Origin of the sequence: Streptomyces sp. NPDC088745 (assembly GCF_044751045.1) — a bacterium.
Taxonomy (GTDB): Bacteria; Actinomycetota; Actinomycetes; order Streptomycetales; family Streptomycetaceae; genus Streptomyces; species Streptomyces cremeus.
Genome location: NZ_JBIVLB010000025.1, coordinates 33,628 through 53,116 on the forward strand (window position 1 = coordinate 33,628; position 19,489 = coordinate 53,116).

Below are 19,489 nucleotides of genomic sequence, written 5' to 3' on the forward strand. Positions count from 1 at the left end.
CGTGTCACCTCAGCCGCTCGCCGTGGTGGACAGGTGCGACGTGCTCACCGGTCTGCGGGTCGCGCGAGCTCACCGTCATGGTGAGTTGGTACTCCCACAGGCCCGCCACCGGGCCCGGCACCCGAGCAAGGGACAGGGAGTGCGGTTCGAGGCCGGGCGACTTCCGGGCGACGTCGGCGGCGGCCTGTAGGGCGTCCGCCGGGGTCGTGCCCGTGCACACCAGGACGGTGAGCGCGCTCACCGTGACGTCGCTGGACGGGTCGAGCCGGTCGAGCGCGCCGACGGCTTGACTGGCCTCGTCGAGGGAGCGCACGAGATCGTGAGCGAAGGGGGGCGTACGGTCCGCGTGCAGGAGCTCGACGCCGTCCTCGACGGGGCGGCGAGTGGCCGGCAGATGGGCACCCGGACCAGGGTCGGGGCGGGGAGTTCCGTTCGTTGAATGCGCCATGTCCGGACCGTAAGGGCCGACGGGCCGGGGGTGAGCACGCACGGTGCGTGCCTTGTTCCGCAACCCCGTATGTCCCCAGCTCACAGAAAATGAGCGACGCACATACAGGCAGGTGAAGGCGACAAAGCGGCCCCCCGGAGGGTGAATCACCGGGGGGCCGCCGCGGACCAGGGTACGGCGCACTGCGCCGCAGAACCGACAGGACCCCGGAGTCAAGGCGCGGAGACTCCGGGGTCCTGCGGGGGCCGTGCGCAGCTCCCACGGGGGGAGGAGCCGCACACGGGGTCAACAGGCGCGGGCGTGCTCCTCGCGCAGCGCCTCGGCGACGAGGACCGCCTCGCACAGCCGGACAGGGTCAACGTACCGCCCGCCGCCGCGAGTTGGACGGCTCAACCATGCAGCCACGTACCCGCCCGTCGGGCCGTGCGGGACGACGAGCCATGTCCCGGCCGTGAGCGCGCGCACGGCCTGCGGGCCGCCGTCGACCGCACGGGCCGCCGTCCCCTCGGGCACCAGGACGATGAGCTCGCTCCGTGCGTGGTCGGCGAACACCGGATGTCCGGCGTCGAGGGGAAGGTCGAGGACGTCGAGCGCCGCGAGGCCGCGCTCAAGTGAGGCGATGGCGAGGGCTTCCCATCGGCCACCGACGGTGTCCCACGGCGTGCCGACGGCGGCGAGGGAAGTAGCGCCACGGCCGGCATGTCGCAGCCGGTCGAGCGTCTCGTCATCGGGGTTGAGGAAGTCGGCCCACCTACGGGGGGTGTTCTCAGGAGTGGCCATATCCGGACCGTAAGGGGCGTACAACAGGAAGTAGGCACGCACGGTGCGTGCCTTGTTCCCCGGCCCGGAGAAGCGCCATGGAAGCACAGGGAATCGGCCGCCGCGTCGCCTATTGGCGAGAGCGCCGTCGGATCACGCAAACCGACTTCGGCGCCCTCATGGGCCAGTCCCGCCGGTGGGTGCAGGATCTCGAAGGCGGCAAGCGACAAACCGACCCCCGCCTCTCCGTCCTCGAACGCGCCGCCGCCGTACTGGGCATCACCTTGGACGCACTCCTCACCGACGGCCCCGGCCGCCAGTGCATTGACGGCGTCGAGCTCGACGCCATCCGGGCCGCGCTGCAACGGCACGACGTGCTGACCGGAACCGCCGATGACGACCCGGCCGCCCCGCTTCCGCTCGGCACCCTTCACGGCCGCCTCGTCCACGCCCGCACCGCCTTCCAGTCCGGCCACTTCGCCAGCCTCGGCCGCCTGGTCCCCGAACTCCTCGTCGACACCAACCGGGCCGCCGCACGCCACCACGGCGACGACCGCCTCGGCGCCTTCCGCCTCCTGTCCCTCACGCTCGAACTGACCGAGGCCGCCGGCATCAAGTACGGGGACCACGACTTAGCCCTCATCAGCGGCCACCGGGCCGTGGCCGCGGCCGAGCGGTCCCAAGACCCGGTCATCATGGCCTCGGCCGCCCGGCACCTCACCGACGCCATGACGGCCCAGGGGCAGGCGCAGGCCGCCGCCGCGTTCGCGCTCGCCGCCGCCGCCCGCCTCGAACCCGACCTTCGCACCCGGGGCGCCGACGGCCTGTCCGTCCTCGGGATGCTCTACCTCAAAGCCGCCATGGCCGAGGCCACCATCGGCGCCTCGGACGACCGCCGCGCCTCGACCGCGGCCCGCAACGTGCCCGGCCTCCTGGACCAGGCCGACGAGCACGCCGAGGAGCTCGGCGCCGACGGAAACGCCGTCTGGACCGCGTTCGGCCCGACCAACGCCCGGTTGTACCGCGTGGCCGCACACGTCCAACTCTCCGAGGGCGCGGACGCCGTCGCCGTCGCCGCCGACATCCCGAACCCCGCCCGCGCCACCCTGCCCAAGGAACGCCGCGCCCACCTCCTCACCGACCTGGCCCGCGGCCTCACGCAGGCCGGACAACGCGCTAAGGCCGTCGAGACCCTCCTCGACGCCGAACGCGAGGCCGAGGAAGAGGTCCGGTGCCGGCCGCGCACCCGCCAACTCGTCGAGGACTTGCGCCTCCTGGGGGCCGGTTCCGCCGACAGCCGCTTGCAGGCGCTCGCCTCGCGCTGTGGACTGCCCGGGTGACACAACGCACCCTGTACCTGATCTCATGTGCCGCGCCGCCCGCCCGGCACCTCACCGTCCCTATCCGCGGCGCCCAGGCCCGCGGGTGGGACGTCTGCCTCGTCCTCACCCCCAGCGCCCACCGATGGGCCGCCGAGGACCCCGAGGGCAACCTCGACGAGCTGCGCGAGCTCACCGGCCGAGTGGTCCGCCACGAGTACAAGCTCCCCTCACAGGCCGACGCGTTCCCCGACCCGGACGCCCTCCTCGTCGCACCCCTGACGAGTAACAGCCTGAACAAGTGGGCCGCCGGAATCTCGGACACGCTCGCCCTCGGCCTGATCACGGAAGGGATCGGCCTCGGCCTGCCGATCACCGCCCTACCTCACTGGAACGACGCCCAAGGGCGACACCCGGCCGTCGCCCGCAGCGTCGCCGAGCTGCGCGCGGCCGGGGTGACGCTCCTCCTGGGGGACGGCGACGCACCCGGGTTCGTCCCGCACAAGCCCCGGCATGGAGACGTTCACGCCTACCCGTGGGAGCTCGCCCTCGACGCCCTGCCGACGCCCTGACGAACCCGCCCTTCCCCGCGCCCGGCTCCCCAGGGGCCGGGCGCGCGTTGTGCCCGGTGAAACCCGACGGCGCCCCGGTACGGCCGTGCGCGAGGATCACAGGGCACGCCCCGCCGGGCGTGCGGGACAGAAAGGGGGAGACGTGGAAGCCCTACCGAACCCGAGGGACCTCGTCGACGGACTACCCGGCGGCGCGCTCGGCCTCGGCGGGGGCGGCCTGTTCGCTGTGCTGGTCGTCGTCGCGGTGCTCGCCAACCAAGGCACCCCGGCGGACCGCGAGAAGTTCAACCGGAGCGTTGAACAGTTCTTCGGCAACGCCGCCGCCGGCATCGGCCGGTACCTCACCGGCCGCGAGCTCACCGGGGAGACCCGCAGCGAGGCAACGTGGTGGAAGGCAGGCGCACCCCTGCCCGACGACAAGGCCACCGAGACGCCCGTCGAGCAGCTCGGCGCACGCCCCGGCGCCCCGGCCGCCGTCTCGTTCGACAAGCCGTCCAAGGCCCGCCGAGCCGCCCGCGCCGCCACCGCCCCGGTGCGCATCCTCGGCGGCGCCCTCGCGGGTATCTGGCGCGTTCTGCGCGCATGGTCCCGGTGGCCGTACGCCGCCCGCTCGGCGGCCCGCCTCGCGCCGATCCCGCTCGTCTGGGGGTGGTGGCGATTCCCCGCCGAGACCGAACTCGCCCTTTACGCAATCGCGTTGGCCGCCTTTGTCGCAGCCCTCACCAGCCCGGCCGGACTGGGGTGGTGGCGCATCCGCCCCGTGTGGACAGATGGACAAATCTACGGGCCCGGCGTCTGGGTGGCGGTGCGTCAGATCCTCCGAATGGAGGACACAGAACCGCGGTCGCGTTGGCTCTCTGTCCCTGACAACGTCCGCGCGGACGGCGCTCGAATTGTGCTGCGCATTCCGTCGAGTTGGATCGGTGCACCCGAGTCCGTCGCGGCAGTCGAGCGCATCATCGAGGAGCGGGTACCCGGCGAATGGGTGCCCCAATGGGAGCGCACCGGTAAGGAGCATTACGTCCAGTGGACGCCCGCGCCGAAGCCCGCAGCGAAACCCGTCCTCCCCGAATACGTGCCGTGGAAATCGACGGGAGACCCGCGCCGCGTATTCGTCGGCCTCGCAATCGAGAGAGATTCGATTGTCGACGTCGTCGTTCAAACGCAGTCCGCAACGCCGCATTGGGGTGTGGCCGGTGCCACCGGTTCGGGTAAGTCGACGGTGCTTTACATTCCCGTCGTGCACGGCCGTATGAATGGCGAACTGATCGACATTCTCGACACGAAGCGGAACAGCCTCGCCGAGGCCGAAGGATATTCGGGCGTCCGCATTCACAAGACGGTGCGCGAATGCATCGCCGCATTCGCTGAATTCCTCACGTCGATGATGGCGGCCGAAGCGGCAATGCAAAAGGGTGCCGATCCGGCACTACGTGCCCAGCTCGTACCGCGCACACTCGTTGTCGACGAATTGCCGACCTTGATCAAGCTCGCATATACGTGGTGGCGCTACGGTCTCAAGGGAAAGGGAACCCCTCCTTTCCTTGACTGGCTCTCTATCATTCTCCTGCAAGGTCGCTCCTCGAATCATCGCGTCGTCGTCGGGACGCAGCAGTTCGCCAACGCATTTTTCGGCGGCACGATGGAACGCGCCCAGATCGGCACGAAGATTGCCGTCGGGCAACAGGACCGCGTTTCCTGGGGCGTGGCATTCGGGCAGAGCACACCCGTTCTCGGATTCGACACCGACGTGAAGGGACGCGGCGCCTACTCGGATCAGCGGAAAGACCCCGACGCCGATTACCTGTACGTGCGGGAGATTCAGCCGAGCTACATCACGCCGGAAGTCGGACAGTTCCTTTCGATGTGCCAGCAGGCCCCGGCCTGGTTCGATGCCGGCGCCATGGCCCCGTGGATTACCCCCGACGTCCTCGACGAGGTCAACGAGACCGCCGCGACGGGCGCGTTCCTCCCTGGGGGCAAGTACGGGCCTGCGGCGCTCCCCCCTGTCGGCTCCACGGCCGCGAGGGGGATCACGGGGGGTTCGCCCAGCTCACAGCAGACGACACCGGCCCTCACGACAGGGGGCACGACAGGCGGCACGACAGGTGCCGGCCCCGAGCTCGTCCCGGCCGCGGCCGAGGACCAGGCCGAGGACGTCGTCGAGACCTACAGCCTCGCCCAGGCGTTTGAGCGCGGCATCATCCCTCACAAGCCGAGCACCATCCGGACGTATTTCAAGCGCGGTGAAAAGCGCGGAATCAAGGCCCCGGAAGGCATCACCGACGGACAGACTTCCTTTTACAGCGAGGAGGAGCTCACGGCCTGGCTTGCGGAATGGCAGGAATGGCAGGACAAGAACAACACCGCGCCGCCGCCGCGAAAGAGCACCGAGGCAGACAAGGAAACCGAGGAGGCCCCGAGTGCATAATCCGGACCAGGTGAAAGAGATCGCCCGGGACTATCTCGCCGAGGAGGGCGCCGACCTGAAAAAGGGAAGGGCCGCGTTCCTCTCGGTCGATTTGGTTCACGGCCGTATCCGCGCATACGCGGCTGATGAGTACGCGGATATCGCGCCTGTCCTCGTCGGTAGCGGGTGGCACATGCGTTGGCCTATCCCGCCTATCGGGAACCTACGGGCAAACGCGCTAATCGCGGATGCGGCAAAACACGCGGATAACCTTTTCAACATGGTTTCCCTGCGGATCGAACCCGACCCGCACGGCGTAACTCTGTACGCCGGTGCCGGAACCGCGATTGATGCAATCCAAAGGCGTTGCGCGGAAGAGTGGAGAACCCACTACGAGGCCCCCGAGCGGGCCTAAAAAGAAAGCGGACGGGGGCGCCGAGTGGTCAATCGGCGCCCCCGTCCGCGTTCGTGGCGGATGGTTTCTCTCTTAACGAATCGAGCAATTCCGCCGGTACTCCGAAGGCTCTGGAAAGAATCGGGAACCAGCGGGGCGGGACTTTCTGTCGCCCACGCTCGACATGACAGTACGTCGATTTCGACACCTTGAGTACGCGGGCAACGTCCTTTGCGAGCATTCCAGCGGTGAGGCGGAGAGACACCAGCGAAAGCGATTCGCCGTCCTCGATCAGCTCGGGAACTGGTACGCCGAGGACATTCGCAAGGAGTTGCAGCCGATCAGGTCGGGGAAGTCGCCCCGTTGTTTCCCAGGTCGACACCGCGGCCCGTGAACAGCCCAAAGCGGCAGCCAATTGACTTTGCGTCATCCCGCGCTTTCTGCGCAGGTGCCGCAGCCACTCACGGCGTATGCGCACCCGTCCTGCCCCCCGTCTCGTTTGGCCGTGTGGGGCGGCACTCTAGCGCCCTTGATCACCTCCGTGGACGGCCGTGTCACGGCCCAGCCACAACCCGCCGGGGTGGTTACCAACTTCTTTGACGCTGTGATCGAACCCGGCATATGGTCGATCATCGAGTGGCCACATGTGCCCAAGTGGGCGTAGTAGCGGGGGAGGTTACGGGGAGTGGTGTCGCTTGGAACCATCGCCCGGAAGGTCATGGGCCTACCGGAGCCAACCGGCAAGGACGGGACCGGCGAGAAACCGACGGTTGGTGTCCCACGGCAGGCAGACGAGGCGCCGCCCCGGCCGGTGAATCCGTGGGAGTCCGCGGGCGCCGAACTGCGACAGCAGACCGCCACCGGCAAGGCCGGGAACAGCACCCGAACCGCGCCGTCGAGAACCTCCTCGGGCACCCCGTGGACGCCGCAGGACGAACGGTCGGGCGCCGTGTTCTTGAGGCGCCTCGGCCGCGGCCTGGTCTGGTTCGTGGTCGTCCTCGCCGCCATCACCGGAGTGCGCGCCTGGTTCATCCCGCCGAAAGCGCCGGCACCCAAGGCGCCCACCACGAAGACCGAGGCGGCCTACCCCGAGGAGGCGGCACAGGCCGTCGCCGCGAGGTTCGCCCGCGCCTACCTCGGGTGGGACGAGAGCAAGGCCGCCGAGCGCGAGCAGCTCCTCGCGGCCGTCCTGCCCCCGGACACCGACGCCACCATGGGATGGGACGGGCACGGCCGCCAAGACGTGCTAGCCGTCCAGCCGGGCGCCGTGACCAAGACCAAGAACGCCCAGGCGCGCGTACGGGTCGAGGTCCTCATCCGGCCCGTGGTCGAGACCGAACCCGCCAAGGACAAGAAGAAGGCGGAGACCCCGGCCCAGGAGGCGGCCCGATGGGTCGGCCTCGACGTGCCCGTTGCCGAATCCGGCGGACAGATCGTCGTCACCGGACGGCCCGGCCTCGTCGGCATCCCCAAGCACGGACCCAAGGCACCGGACACGCCCACGACGCAGACGGACCCCGAGCTGAGCACGCAGACCGAGGGGGCCGTCGACAAGTTCTTTTCGGCGTACGCCGCAGGCGACACCGACGCCGTCACGGCGCCGGGCGCGAGCGTGCCGGCACTCCCGGCCGGGGTCGAGTACAAGGGGCTCGTCTCCTGGTCCGCGGACGCCGGAAGCGGCGCAAGTCGCACCGGTACCGCCCGCGTCTCCTGGTCCCTCGGCGGGGCCTCGGTCGAGCAGGTCTACCGCGTGACCATCACGCAGGTGTCGAGCTCGGACGCCCACCGTTGGCAGGTCGACGACGTCCTCGGCGGGTCGGCCTGACCCGTCATGTCCCCAGCTCATAAATCATGAGCACCCGTCATAACTCCTGGCTAGCCTGCCCATTCACGTACAAGGGGGAACCCGTGGAACCTGTGCACCGCCTCGTCGAGCTCGCCGCGCCACTCACCACCGGGGCGGAGCTCAAAGACTGGATCTTGATTGTGGTGGGGAACCTCTTCGCCGCGTTCCTCGCGGTGAGGGCCCTCGGGCACTTCCTGAAAAAGGAGTGGGGCGAGATGGTCACCCTCGGGGTGGCCGCCGTGTTCGTCGGCGCGATCATCTGGGCCCCCGACACCGTGCAAGGGTTCCTCACGGGCGTGTGGGGCAAGGTCTCGGGGTCCGCCTGATGCGCGTAGGGCACACGTACACCAGGCATTTTGACCTTGAGACCAAGCAACACGAGTTGCTCGGCATGGACTTGGGGGAGGGGGCGCCGCGCCGCGCCCTCGTCCTGGGGCTCGTGCTCTACGCCCTGTGGACCGGGGCCCTGTTGCTCCTGTTCGGCCTCCCGTCCAAGATCACGTTTACGCTCTACTTCCTGCCCCCGCTGATCACCGCCGTCTACGGCACGCAGCGATCACGGATAGTCGAGCGCCGATGGAACATCACCCGGTGGAGCATCGGGGTTCGGTACCTCGTCCTCGGACACCGTCCGATCATCAGCGCCGGGCGCCGCGCCGCCAACCGAAGCGAGTGGATCAGCCGCCGTGCCCGGTGGGCCGGTAAGGCCGAGCTCCTCGCCGAGTCGCCGCTCGGGCCGCTCGTCGAGCGTTGGCTCGGCGCCGAGGAGTCCGTCCCGCCCGGTGCCGGCGCCCCGCTTCGACTCACCGCACGCCCTCGCCTGTACGGCCCTGACGCCGTCGGCAAGGCGTACGGCCGCAAGGCAATGCAGCAGTACAGGGGGAACACGTCGTGAAGGTTCTACAGAAGGTCGGGACGTTCCTCGGTGTGGGCGGTGACCGCTCGGCGATGCCGCCGCAGTACGTCGCCCTCGCCGACGGCCTCGTCATCACCGACAGCCACACGGAAGCGTGGTACGTCCTCGCCTCCTCGAACACCGACCTCATGTCGGAGACGGCCCGCGACGGCGAACTCGACGCCGCGAACTCGGCCCTCGCGCGCACCCTCGCCGGGCACGACTGCCACCTTCGGGTGTTGTGGTCCCCGCTGCACGCCGAGGACTACGCCGCCGAGGCCGCCGAGATGTTCACCGCCGGGGACTGGCAGGAGTGGGCACAGATCCGCGTCGGCCGCCTCGAACAGATCGCCCTGCCTACGCGTCACCTCCTCCTCGGCGTGCGCCTCACCGAGCGCACGGGGCAGGCGCAGAAGCTCGGCCGCCGTGGTGTCGAGGGCGGCCTCGGCCTCAACTCCTCGACCGTCGGTTCCCGTGAACTCGCCCGCCTCGACGCGCAGATGCGCCGCCTCGGCCGACGGCTGGAGTCCTCCCCGTGGAAGGCGCAGCCCGCATCCGTCGAGATGCTCGCATGGATGATCAGCCGCGAGCAGCACCGGGGAACCCCCCTGCCGGCCCCGCGTGCCGGTGTCATCGCGGGCGCCAAGTTGGCGGCCCTGACGCGCGGGCGCATCCTGCCCCACCCCGACCACCTGCGCGTGGTCGACGGCCACGGCGACGTGACGGCCTGGGTGTCGGTGCTGACCATGTCGGGGTTCCCCGAGCAGATGGAGAGCCCCGGAAACGGCGAGTGGCTGCGCGTCCTCTCCGAGATCAACTACGTGCCCGACGTGGACGAGGACGACCTCGACCCGGACCTCGACCCGGCCGCGCTCATCCAGCCCGTCAGCCCCGAGGCGTCCGTACGGTTCCGCGTGATGCCCAAGCGGGACGCCCTCAAGAAGGTGGACGAGGCCCGCAGGTTGGCCAAGGAACAGCGCCGCAGCGCCTCGAAGGCGTCGGCCGAGGACCCCGGCCGGGACATCGAGGAGACCGAGGACGTGATGGCCGAGCTCACCCGCGACATGCGGCGTGAGGACGTGACCCTCGTCGAGGATCACCCCCGGCTGATCGTGACGAGCGAGACGTCCCTCGAAGACCTCCGGGCCCGGATTGACGCGGTGATCACGCACTACGGCGGGTTCGGGATCGAGGTCACCGTCGGCGAGGAGGAACAACGCGAGCTCTGGCTCGAAGTGCAGCCGGGGGACCAACTGCGCGTGCCCGACCTCGGTCACGTCCGCGACGTCACGGCCCTGTCCGGCTCCTGGTGGTGGGGCGGCGCCAAGGTCGGCGACGACCGCGGCCCCATCGTCGGATACCTCACCGGCAGCACGCCCGGCACATTCCGCAACGACGTGACGGCCGGGTCCGACCGCGGCGACGCCACGACGACGGCTTTCGTCGGCCGGTCCGGACGAGGCAAAACCACGGCCATGATGTTGAGCCTCCTCGACGCCGGATTCCGCGGCTCCTACGCCCTCGCGCTGGACTTCAAGGGGGATCTTGGCGGCCTCGTCACCGCGGCCCGCCGCTACGGCCTGAACGCCCACCTCATCGAGACCGGCCCCAAGTTCGCCGGGGCCGTCGACCTGTTCACGCTCCTGGCGTCCGAGGGTGTCGACGTCGCCCGTGGTGAAGTGCCGGCGCAACTCTCTGTTGCCATCCCCGAGTGGCTGCGCGAGGCCGGGGCCGAGACGCCCATCACCCGCGCGGTGAACGAGGTCATCGCCCAGGGCGAGCCCGCCACCTGGAAGGTGATCGAGTACCTGCGACAGATGGACGACGAGCTCGGCCGCAAGGCGGGTGAGGCCCTGTACGAACTCGCGCAGAACGCCTTGGGTGCGCCGTTCATGGGCCGCCCGACCGGCGCCGGGGCGCCCATCAGCCCCGAACCGGGGATCTTCGTCGTACAGATGCCGGGCCTCTCCCTGCCGCAGCCCGAGGAGGGCCGCCGGGACTGGACTCCCATGAAGCGCCTGAGTGTCGCCCTCATGCACTCGATGTTGGCGTTCGGCGTCACCACCGCAGGCCGTCGAGACCTGCGCGGCCTGCGCAAGGTGGTAGCCGTCCCGGAGGTCCACGTCCTCACGGCGACGCGGGAAGGCTCGTCGTTCTTGCAGTACATCGCCCGAGTGGGCCGCGCCCTGGCGACGTCGCTCCTCCTCGACACGCAGGACCCGGAGTCGCTCGTCTCCATGGTCGGTGTCCTCGAACAGCTCACGACCGTGGCGGGCTTCCAGCTCACCACCCGCGAGCAACAGAACGCGTTGGCCGAGCTCCTCAGCCTGCCCAAGGACGCCCACAGCCGCGCCCTGATTCAGTCCGTCGGCCTCCTGCCCGACGGCGAGATTCGGCACGGCCATTGCGTGATCCGTGACCGCCGGTTCTCCTGCGCCACCGTCCAGTGGGACGTACCGAGCGAGGAGCTTTTGAAGCTCCTCGACACCTCACCCAAGGCGGCCGACCAGTCCGCCGACGACGGCCCCGTGAGCATGGAAAAGGTGAACGCATGATGCGCAAGACGACGGCCGTCGTACTGGCCGCCGGCATCCTCGCTCTTGCTGGGTGCTCCTCGGACGGCGACGGCGGAACCAAGGACGCCAACCCCAGTGCCGGCGGGCCGCAGGCCCCCCAGGACGATGCGCTCGTGAAGGTGGCCCAGCGCTACCAGGAGGCCGCCAACCGCCTTGACTGGAAGGCCGCTTGCGGCCTCAGCTCCTCCCGGCTGCGCGGCGGCACGGTCGAGGAGTGCGCCGACCGGCTCACCGTGGACGAGCCCACGCCCGACCCCAGCGAGTCGAGCCCCTCGCCGTCGTTCTCCCCGCCGACGTACGCCGACGGCTCGACACCCGAGCCCGTCGCGTCCCGTACGCCCACCGGGCCGGACCGCGCCGACACCGGCCCCGTCTCGGCCTCGGACGTCGTCGAGGTCTCGGCGGTCGAGGACCACCCGGCCGGGTACGGCGTGCTCGTCACCTACACCGTGAAGTGGCCCGGCAAGGACGCCACCACCACGCGCCGCGCGCTGCGCCTGGTCCAGCAGGGCGGGGCCTGGCTCGTCGACCAGCACGAGGACGTACAAGAGGGCGACATGGGGCACGGTTCGCCGGTCCGCACCGCCCTGTCAGGGGGGTAACAGTGCTCGTCTACTACAACTTGCCGCGCCTGCGGACCGTGTTGATTCCGCTCCTGTTCGCCTTCACCACGTTGATGGTGTTCGCCGGGCACGCGCACGCCGCGGATATCGACCCAACGGGAGTCGGCGACCTCATGCCGTCGCCCGACAATAAGGTGCCCGACGGCGAGGGCACCCTCTATGAGACGTACAGCAATCCGTCTCTGTGGCAGCTCGATTCCGATTTCGGCAAGTGGGACATCCTCGACCCGATGGCCGAAGCCATCGCGGATATCTGCATGGGCCTGATTGCCGTACTCGGTACAGCGTGCATCGTGATCGTGCAGTGGATTTTCCAACTGACCACGATTCCGGAACTTGAGAACGCCATCACCAAGAGCATCGGCGGGGCCGCCAAGGGCCTTACGGTGACGCTCCTCCCGAGCGCGCTCGCCGTCGGCGGCCTGGTGGCATTCGTGCAGCACCGGAAGGGCGGCGGGGGCGGGGGCCTGTCGCAAATCGCCTGGGTGCTGATCTCCGGTGTGGTCTCGGTGTCGCTCCTGACCAGCCCTCAGACCTGGGTCGGCGGCATCGACAGCGCCCGTCAGGTCGGATCGAGCGTCACCATGAACGCCACGTCGCAGGGCCTCGGCGACGGGTCGGGCGACTTCCCTTTCAAGCTCGACCATAAGCCGAAATTCAGCGGCAACGGCAGGGATGACGCCCTCCGTAAATCGAGTGATGCCGTGTGGCGCGCATATGTGGCGACCCCGTGGTGTGTCGCGGAATTCGGCTCTTTCGAGGTCTGCGAGAAGTACGGCAAAGACCTGTTGGACAAGGGCAGCGACAAGGACAAGCGCAAGGAATGGTTGCAAGACACCGTCGATGACGATGCAGTCGGCGGCGACTCCGTGAAATGGCGTCAGGGGCATAGCCCCGTCGGCCGGATCATGGTCACCATTCCCGCTCTAATCTCCGTGATCCTGTTCGCGGCGCTAATCCTGATGCTCGCCTTCACCTCGTTGGCGAGCCTCCTCGGGGCCCTCATGCTCCTGTTGACGGGTGTCATTTTCGCGTGCCTCTGGGTCATCCCCGGCCGCCCCCGCGAGTGGGGTCTCGCCTGGTTCGATCAGCTCCTCGCGCGGACCCTCGAAAGCCTCATCGCAACGATGGTCCTCGGCGCCGTCCTATCCCTACAAGCCGCCACGACGCAGATGTTCGGACAGTACGGGTGGCTCCCCACCAGCGGCCTGAGCATCGCCGCCGCCATCGTCGGGATGAACTTCCGGGCCGTCGTCGCCCAAATCTTCGGCGTCCGCGGCACCACCTCCGGAATGCTCGGCGGCCTCGCCCTCGCCAAGCTGATGAACCGAGGCGGCGGAGGCAGCAGCCGCCGAGGCGGCGGAGGCGTTGACCATCAGCCCGTGCGCACCCTGCCCGGCCGCGGACGTCGCCGAGGCGGCGGCGGAGGAGGAGGCGGCGGGGGCGGCGACGACCTGCCGCAGCTCCCCGGCGGCGGGGGTGGCGCAGCCGACGACATGAACGTCGTCCTCACCCGCGTACCGCGCCACCGGCCACCCGCGCCGGCACCCCGCCCGCTCCCGGCTACGGCCGGTGCGGGGGCGGGTCCGGCACTCCCGCCCGGCGGTGCCGCCGCGACTGCCGGCGGACGCTCCGACGCCCCGGTGATCACGCTCGACCGCGAGCGGTCCGACGTCACCGGCAAGGCCCGTTCCACCCTGCCCCCGCAGCCGTCGAGGCCCCGCGCCGGACTGCCCGGCGGCAAGGAGGGCACCACGGCCGCGGCGGGGACCACAGGGGCAGGAGCCACGCGTCCGGCCATCGGGTCGGGGCCGACACCGGTCATGCGCCCGGAGAACGGCGGGACGCCGAACTACGCCTTCCGGCAGGCCCCGCCGCCCGCGCGGCCGGGCGATCCCAAGATCATTCAGGCGACGGTAATCCGCAGCACGCCCAACGGTCCGCCACCGCGGCCGACCGGGAGCACGCAGCCGCCGCCCCGCGCCACCGCGCCGGCACGCCGCCAAGCGGCCCCGGCGGTCCCGGCGCCCAGGAACACCGGCCGACGGGGGTAAGCCATGACGAAGAAAGACGAACCGACCCCGGAGGAGTGGCGGGAGATCCTCGCCTCGTACTCCTACCCGGAGGAGGTCAAGAAGACGAAGGGCCGCCGCGGACGCCGCGAGGCCAAGCGCGAGCACCGCGAGGACGTCCGGCGCCGCACGAAGGAATGGGTTCGAGAGGAACGTCGCCGCGACCCGATCCGTCCGGCCGGGGCCCTGGTCATCGTGTTGGTGATCCTGGGCCTCGGTGTCGGGGCCCGCTTCCTGTGGCCGAGCCTCCTCGGCGAGAGCCACAAGGGCGACCACGTAACGGCCACCGCGAGCCCGACCCCCGGCGCCCAGGACGAGGCGCCCGCGGCGACGCCGAGCAGCCCCTCGGCGTCGCCGAGCTCCTCGGCGGCCGTCGACCTCAGCAAGCCGGACCACGTCGCCGAGGAGGCCGTACGGATCTACCTCACCCGCAACCCGCCCAAGGACCAGGACCACACGGCGAGCGTCCTCCGGGCCGAGCCGTACATGACCGCGGCCCTCGTCGAGAACCTCGCCGGGCACACCGACCCGGGATGGTCCAAGCTCGTCAGCCGCGGCGGAGTCGCCACCGTGAGCACGGTCAAGGTCGAGCCCGCGGGCAATGATCTGCCCGTGGACACTCCCGTTCGTGTCTGGCGGAAGACCACGGCGAAGGTGGACGTCGAGGGGTACGAGGATTACAGCGAAACCACCGTGCTACAGGTCGAGTTGACCAACGGCGACGGCGACGGGTGGCGCGTCTCCCGAATCCTGGGGCTGTAGTGGACGGACGCGACGCCGTCCGGACCATCGGCCGTTTCGCCGGGACCGGGCTCAAGATCAAGGCCACTGCCATAGCGTCCGTGGTGTTCGTGATCTTCCTGTTCGTCGTCGGCATCTTCGGTGCCGGCATCGGCGGGAAGGCGTTCGCCGACTCCTGCGGCGAACGCGGAACGCCCGGCGTCGACTACGGCGACGACGGCGGGGGAGAGGCCCAGCAACCAACCGGCAACATCCGGAAGAACCAGATAGCGAACGCCAAGATCATTGACAAGGTGGCCGACGACGGCGGCCTGTCCGGACGCGCCTCGCTCATCGGCCTGATGACTGCCCTACAGGAGTCGACCCTCCTCAATCTGGATCACGGCCACCTCGACTCGATCGGCCTCTTCCAACAGCGGCCGTCGCAGGGCTGGGGCACGAAGACACAGATCATGCAGCCCAAGTACGCGGCCGGGATGTTCTTCTTCGGCGCCAACCGCGACACCACCGCCGGCATCCACGGCCTGACCGACATAAAGGGGTGGGAGACGATGGGCCTCGGGCAGGCCGCACAGAAGGTGCAGGCGTCTGCCCACCCCGAGCTGTACGACGGCCAGGAGGACGCCGCCCGGCAGATCGCCAAAGAGGCCGGCATCGACCTTGACCGCCCCGGCAAGGGCGGCGACGCCGACGAGGACCAGGGCGACGACACCGCCACCACCAACCCGGACCAGGACGACGACCCCAACGCCGAGTGCTACCCCGAGAGCGCCAACGACCGCCCCGGCAAGCCCGGCGCCGCCTTCCACGATGGTGACGCCCCGTGGCCCGCGAACGTGAAGAACCCCCGCAGCACCGCGGACGCCATCGCCTGGGCCGAGAACGAGGCCAAGACGGGCGGCAAGGACTGGTATCGCGCCTGCCTCGCGTTCGTTGCCCGGGTGTACGGCTGGAGTTTCTCCGGGACGCCGTACGCCATCGACCACTACCGCGAGATGCCGGCCAGCATGAAGCACGACAAGGACCGGAACCCGCCGCCCGGTGCCCTCATGTACTGGGAGACCGGCGGCCGGGCGGGTCACGTTGCCGTGTATCTCGGTGACGGGAAAATTGCCAGCAACGACATTCTCAGACCGGGTTACATTGACGTCGTACCCGCCACCGACATTGAAAGCAAGTGGGGTTCTACATACGTCGGTTGGGCACCACCGTATTTCCCCAAGGGTGGATAGATCGGAGAAAGACCAATGACCATCACTGACCCCGACCAGATTCCCGCAACCCCGATCTACACCATCACCGTCAGCTCGAACGGCGTCGCCACCGTCAACGGTGAGAAGGTCACCGAGGCGGGCCTCGACGCCAACGAGGCCCGCGTCCGCGCCCTCGCCGAGGTCCGGATCAAGGCGGCCTTTCACGGCCGCCCCGTCCGCGTGCTCGCCAAGGAGGCCGACGGGGCGGCCTGGCCCCTGATCGTGGACGTCAACGGCGACGTGATGACGCTCGACCGCCCACACCCGACGGCACCGGCACCCGTCCCCGCACAGGCGCCCCCCGCGGCCCCCAGCTCCCCGGCCGCGCCGGTCGAGCCCGTCGTGACCCACGTCCCGGAACCGGCCCCCCAGCGAACAGCGGTCGGCACTCAGCCCCGCACCGCACCGCAGCCCGCTACACCGGATGCCGGCCGCGCCACGGCCGCCGTACCGCCCGAGTGGGCCGCGCCCCTCCCGCCGCAGTACGCATCCGTCTGGGCCGAGCTCGTCGCCCACGAACGTGCGGGACGGCTCGTCGAGGCCATCGTCGCCGCCGCCCAGATCGAGACCGCCCTCGCGGGTGCCTTCGGGCCTCTCGCACCGCCTACGGTCAACGTGATGACGACGAGGGCCGCGTTCACCGTGCGCCGGGTCGAGGAGACAGAGGATTGGGCCGAGACGTTGGAGCTCCTCGTCCAGACGGCGCAGCGTCGCCGCGAGGCAGGGGCCCCCGAGGACGAGACACAGCGGGTGATCAGCAACGCCCACGCGGTGTGGATTCGCCTTGCCGTAGAAGATCCCGAGTACGCCCGCGAGACGGCCGAGCCGGTGCTCGTCCTCCTGGGGGACGTCCCGGAGAACAAGCGGCGCGCACAGGCCGTGATTCGCGTCCTCGAACGGGGCGCAGCGGCGTAGCAGGGCACCGCCACCGAGCACGCGCGAGACCCCCCTCCCGACACACGGGGAGGGGGGTCTCGCGCGTTCTGGGCCGGGGCGCAGTGACGGGGCGCGGCAGGGCGCGGCGCAGGGCCTCAAGAGGCCCTGACGGGCCCTTTCTTCCGGGGCGTGGCCCAGGGTGCCACACGGCACGCCGCGCACCGCCCTGCGGGCCCTGGCGGGCCCTCCGGGCGAATCGCCGGGCGCCTTCGGCGCGTTCACCGGCGATTCGGTCCCGCTTCGCGGGACCGCCCTTTTGCCTGCGCCTTCGGCGCGCACCGGCAAAAGGGTTTTCGGCCCTGCGCCTTCGGCGCGCACCGGGCCGAAAAGCACGCGCCGTGCCGTGCGGCCTCCTGGGTCACGCCCCGGAAGCGCTACGCGAAAGGCGAGCTTTCAGTGAACCCAATTTGCTGCCCGCAGTGCGGAGGACTCTCCGCCTACTGCATCCGGCCTGACGGCCTGTTCCACTGCCCCGAATGCGGGAACCTCCTCGACAGCCGCGATATCGACCTCGACGGTATGGAGGTCTGGGGAGTCTCGGCCGACGGAACCCTGTCCACGGCCACTGACCCCGCCCATTCCCTTGACTGCCTCATGGAGGCAATCGAGGAATTCCTCGCCGCCGACGAGTGCCCGAACGCCGAATACGCCCGCCTCGACTCCATGCGGAGCGCGACGGAATCCCTCGCGGCGTACATCGACGCGCGCCGCCTCGGAATCAAGCGGCCCGAATTCGGCTACACCGAGGAAAGTGTTCGGACCGCCGTCAATGCGGGTGCCGACATGGTCCTCGGCGAGATCAGTCTCGGCGAACCCGAAGAGGACGCAATCAACCTCGTCGTGAACGCCGCGATTACGAGCCTCACCAACCCCGGTGCCTCATTCGCCGAAATGGTCGAGGAGAACTACGGCGAGAGCGCCGACGAAATCCGTTCGTGGTGGGGGTGGAGCAAGTGACCAACAACGAAATGCGCCGATACGAACTCGGTGCCCCCAACCAGGAATGCCGTTACCCGGTCCGATTCAACGGACTGCACATTGGCCGCATTTACCGGTGGCACGGCGCTTGGTACGCCGTCCCGGCCGGACAGAACGAAGAGATCCGAGTCGCCGCCGGAAGCGTCGGAAAGGAACTCGCCGCCGGTTACCTCGTCGCCATGTACGAACTGCGGCAGATCACCCCGCAGAACGCCGAGAAGGACCAGGAGACCGCGCCCCGCGAATTGGTTGGGCCGGTGCCCCTCCTGCACCCGCGAATGCCCGCCACGCCCCGGAACACCGAGGCCGCGCGCAAGGCCATGGACGGACTCGCCGAATTCCTCTGGACCCCCCTCGGCGGCTACCCCGGGGCCGATAACCCGTGGTTCCTCCGGTGCCAGCTCTGCGGGTGGCAAGGCCCCCGCTACTGGTCCCACCTGCGCGGGCGCAACGGAAACCCGCCCTCGACGTTCCGGCACCCCGGGTGCCTCGACGCGGAAAAGGTCCGCGCCGCAATCACCGTCTACGGCAAGTGAAAGGCAGGGAAAAGGAAATGACGGACCTTTACGCGGACGGCGCCGCCGAGGCCAATAGGACCCGCGCGCACTGGGCGGTTACCGCCCTGGAAGCGTTCGGAGCGACGACCGGGCAAAACTACCTCGACGGCACCCTCAACGTGGACGGCGACATTCTCAGGGAATTGGGCGGCGACCTCCTCGCCGACCTGTTCCACCTCGCGCGCCTCAACGACTGCACCCCGGAACTCGTCATCGACGCGGGCCTCATGCACTTTGAGGCCGAACTCGACGAGGAGCGGGCCGAGGAAATCGAGCCCTACCTCGAAAGGGCCAAAGACGCAGAGATCGAGCTCTCGCCCGGTGACTTCAAGTGGGACGAGGACCGGCCGACCATCGACGGGATGGAACCCGCCGACTGGCTCGACCACATGGGGGGCTGACAGAACGGCCTAGGTAACGACTAGGCAACAGAAAAAGGGTGACCGGTGAATGGTCACCCTTTTTCCATGCCCAAATGCGCGGCCAATCGACAGCCCTTCGGGCTGGGCCGCCTCTATGTGGCCTTCGGCCACGGGCGGCCTGGTCCCGCTTCGCGGGCCCGAAAGGAAACCCGCCCCCCTAAGTGGCCTTCGGCCACGGGGCGGAAAAGACCCGGCCCTATCGGGCCGCCGCTATCGCGGTGGGCCCCTTTAAGGCGCTTCGCGCCGGGGCCCGCCCCTGCGGGGCAAAGGAAAACGGCCTACGGCCGTTTGGAAAACGAATGCCGAGGTATTCTCATAAAGCCAAGGAATTACCGAGAAAAGGCGCCAGATAAAGAGGCGACCACCACACTTGACAAAGAATTCGGTAACCCTTATGGTGGGAAACCTAAACGGAATTAGATAAAGGGAGGTGAGGGAAATAGAAACCAAGTTCGAGGGAAACGGAACCGACGAGGCCACCCGCACCCCTCCTAGCCAGCCTAGCCGCGAAGCGGCAAAAGCCCAGGTCAGAGGCCGCGAAGCGGCCAGAGCAACCCCCACAACCGCCGTGAAACGGCGGTCAGGCTCCGCGAAGCGGAGCCCTCGACGGCGTGAAACGCCGTCAGGGGATCGGCGAAGCCGATCCCTGGTGGTAGGCGGCTAAGCCGCCTACGGACCCGCGCGCGGG

The 19,489-nt window shown here is 69.4% G+C and carries 19 protein-coding genes; 16 read left to right on the forward strand and 3 right to left on the reverse strand.

Features of this window, described 5'->3' with window-relative positions:
- Positions 1 to 4 precede the first annotated feature (4 nt).
- On the reverse strand, positions 5 to 448 hold the full coding sequence (locus ACIP93_RS36595; RefSeq protein WP_141724720.1) for a hypothetical protein: 444 nt from the start codon (positions 446 to 448) through the stop codon (positions 5 to 7).
- A 285-nt stretch (positions 449 to 733) separates the two neighbouring features.
- A complete protein-coding gene (locus ACIP93_RS36600) occupies positions 734 to 1,228 on the reverse strand; it encodes a hypothetical protein (RefSeq protein ID WP_141724719.1) in 495 nt (164 codons plus the stop codon).
- 77 nt (positions 1,229 to 1,305) lie between these two features.
- Here ACIP93_RS36600 and ACIP93_RS36605 point away from each other — a divergent pair, with 77 nt between their 5' ends.
- From ACIP93_RS36605 to ACIP93_RS36620, 4 genes are all read left to right on the forward strand, one after another.
- On the forward strand, positions 1,306 to 2,547 hold the full coding sequence (locus ACIP93_RS36605) for a helix-turn-helix transcriptional regulator (RefSeq protein ID WP_366392639.1): 1,242 nt from the start codon (positions 1,306 to 1,308) through the stop codon (positions 2,545 to 2,547).
- On the forward strand, positions 2,544 to 3,098 hold the full coding sequence (locus ACIP93_RS36610) for a flavoprotein (RefSeq protein ID WP_023543992.1): 555 nt from the start codon (positions 2,544 to 2,546) through the stop codon (positions 3,096 to 3,098). Before ACIP93_RS36605 ends, ACIP93_RS36610 begins: the two co-directional genes overlap by 4 nt.
- A 142-nt stretch (positions 3,099 to 3,240) precedes the next feature.
- Entirely contained in the window at positions 3,241 to 5,529 is a 2,289-nt protein-coding gene (locus ACIP93_RS36615; protein ID WP_366392638.1) for a type IV secretory system conjugative DNA transfer family protein, read from the forward strand.
- Positions 5,530 to 5,539: 10 nt separating this feature from the next.
- On the forward strand, positions 5,540 to 5,923 hold the full coding sequence (locus ACIP93_RS36620) for a hypothetical protein (RefSeq protein ID WP_366392637.1): 384 nt from the start codon (positions 5,540 to 5,542) through the stop codon (positions 5,921 to 5,923).
- Between the two features lie 28 nt (positions 5,924 to 5,951).
- On the opposite strand, the gene ACIP93_RS36625 is transcribed toward ACIP93_RS36620, so the two are convergent.
- Positions 5,952 to 6,380, reverse strand: a complete 429-nt coding sequence (locus ACIP93_RS36625; protein ID WP_366392636.1) for a helix-turn-helix transcriptional regulator — start codon at positions 6,378 to 6,380, stop codon at positions 5,952 to 5,954.
- Positions 6,381 to 6,713: 333 nt separating this feature from the next.
- On the opposite strand from ACIP93_RS36625, the gene ACIP93_RS36630 reads away from it, so the two are divergent.
- From ACIP93_RS36630 to ACIP93_RS36685, 12 genes are all read left to right on the forward strand, one after another.
- Positions 6,714 to 7,727: a conjugal transfer protein gene (locus ACIP93_RS36630; protein WP_401766508.1), complete on the forward strand. Its 1,014-nt coding sequence runs from the start codon at positions 6,714 to 6,716 to the stop codon at positions 7,725 to 7,727.
- 83 nt (positions 7,728 to 7,810) lie between these two features.
- Positions 7,811 to 8,074, forward strand: coding sequence for a hypothetical protein (locus ACIP93_RS36635; protein ID WP_226599040.1), 264 nt, complete (start codon positions 7,811 to 7,813; stop codon positions 8,072 to 8,074).
- Between the two features lie 65 nt (positions 8,075 to 8,139).
- The gene (locus ACIP93_RS36640) at positions 8,140 to 8,643 is read left to right on the forward strand and encodes a hypothetical protein (RefSeq protein WP_366392634.1); all 504 of its coding nucleotides are present in this window, start codon (positions 8,140 to 8,142) and stop codon (positions 8,641 to 8,643) included.
- Positions 8,640 to 11,198: an ATP-binding protein gene (locus tag ACIP93_RS36645; RefSeq protein ID WP_366392633.1), complete on the forward strand. Its 2,559-nt coding sequence runs from the start codon at positions 8,640 to 8,642 to the stop codon at positions 11,196 to 11,198. Before ACIP93_RS36640 ends, ACIP93_RS36645 begins: the two co-directional genes overlap by 4 nt.
- Positions 11,195 to 11,821 (forward strand): hypothetical protein, encoded by a 627-nt coding sequence (locus ACIP93_RS36650; RefSeq protein WP_366392632.1) that lies wholly within the window; start codon positions 11,195 to 11,197, stop codon positions 11,819 to 11,821. Before ACIP93_RS36645 ends, ACIP93_RS36650 begins: the two co-directional genes overlap by 4 nt.
- A 2-nt stretch (positions 11,822 to 11,823) precedes the next feature.
- Positions 11,824 to 13,896, forward strand: coding sequence for a hypothetical protein (locus tag ACIP93_RS36655; RefSeq protein ID WP_366392631.1), 2,073 nt, complete (start codon positions 11,824 to 11,826; stop codon positions 13,894 to 13,896).
- A gap of 3 nt (positions 13,897 to 13,899) precedes the next feature.
- Positions 13,900 to 14,676 (forward strand): hypothetical protein, encoded by a 777-nt coding sequence (locus tag ACIP93_RS36660; RefSeq protein ID WP_366392630.1) that lies wholly within the window; start codon positions 13,900 to 13,902, stop codon positions 14,674 to 14,676.
- The gene (locus ACIP93_RS36665; RefSeq protein ID WP_401766513.1) at positions 14,676 to 15,887 is read left to right on the forward strand and encodes a peptidase M23; all 1,212 of its coding nucleotides are present in this window, start codon (positions 14,676 to 14,678) and stop codon (positions 15,885 to 15,887) included. Before ACIP93_RS36660 ends, ACIP93_RS36665 begins: the two co-directional genes overlap by 1 nt.
- A 15-nt stretch (positions 15,888 to 15,902) precedes the next feature.
- Positions 15,903 to 16,823, forward strand: coding sequence for a hypothetical protein (locus tag ACIP93_RS36670; RefSeq protein ID WP_401766516.1), 921 nt, complete (start codon positions 15,903 to 15,905; stop codon positions 16,821 to 16,823).
- 417 nt (positions 16,824 to 17,240) lie between these two features.
- On the forward strand, positions 17,241 to 17,801 hold the full coding sequence (locus ACIP93_RS36675) for a hypothetical protein (protein ID WP_401766518.1): 561 nt from the start codon (positions 17,241 to 17,243) through the stop codon (positions 17,799 to 17,801).
- Complete coding sequence (locus tag ACIP93_RS36680; protein WP_401766520.1) at positions 17,798 to 18,358, forward strand: hypothetical protein; 561 nt, start codon at positions 17,798 to 17,800, stop codon at positions 18,356 to 18,358. The genes ACIP93_RS36675 and ACIP93_RS36680 overlap by 4 nt, the downstream gene beginning before the upstream one ends.
- A 17-nt stretch (positions 18,359 to 18,375) precedes the next feature.
- Positions 18,376 to 18,780, forward strand: a complete 405-nt coding sequence (locus ACIP93_RS36685) for a hypothetical protein (protein ID WP_401766522.1) — start codon at positions 18,376 to 18,378, stop codon at positions 18,778 to 18,780.
- Positions 18,781 to 19,489 lie beyond the last annotated feature (709 nt).

What these genes read in the sequence shown, in the direction of transcription:
- ACIP93_RS36660 (WP_366392630.1), top strand. Translation starts at nt 13,900, where the DNA reads ATGACGAAGAAAGACGAACCGACCCCGGAGGAGTGGCGGGAGATCCTC.
- ACIP93_RS36650 (WP_366392632.1), top strand. Translation starts at nt 11,195, where the DNA reads ATGATGCGCAAGACGACGGCCGTCGTACTGGCCGCCGGCATCCTCGCT.
- ACIP93_RS36685 (WP_401766522.1), top strand. Translation starts at nt 18,376, where the DNA reads ATGACGGACCTTTACGCGGACGGCGCCGCCGAGGCCAATAGGACCCGC.
- ACIP93_RS36640 (WP_366392634.1), top strand. Translation starts at nt 8,140, where the DNA reads ATGGACTTGGGGGAGGGGGCGCCGCGCCGCGCCCTCGTCCTGGGGCTC.
- ACIP93_RS36605 (WP_366392639.1), top strand. Translation starts at nt 1,306, where the DNA reads ATGGAAGCACAGGGAATCGGCCGCCGCGTCGCCTATTGGCGAGAGCGC.
- ACIP93_RS36670 (WP_401766516.1), top strand. Translation starts at nt 15,903, where the DNA reads ATGACCATCACTGACCCCGACCAGATTCCCGCAACCCCGATCTACACC.
- ACIP93_RS36595 (WP_141724720.1), bottom strand. Translation starts at nt 448, where the DNA reads ATGGCGCATTCAACGAACGGAACTCCCCGCCCCGACCCTGGTCCGGGT.
- ACIP93_RS36600 (WP_141724719.1), bottom strand. Translation starts at nt 1,228, where the DNA reads ATGGCCACTCCTGAGAACACCCCCCGTAGGTGGGCCGACTTCCTCAAC.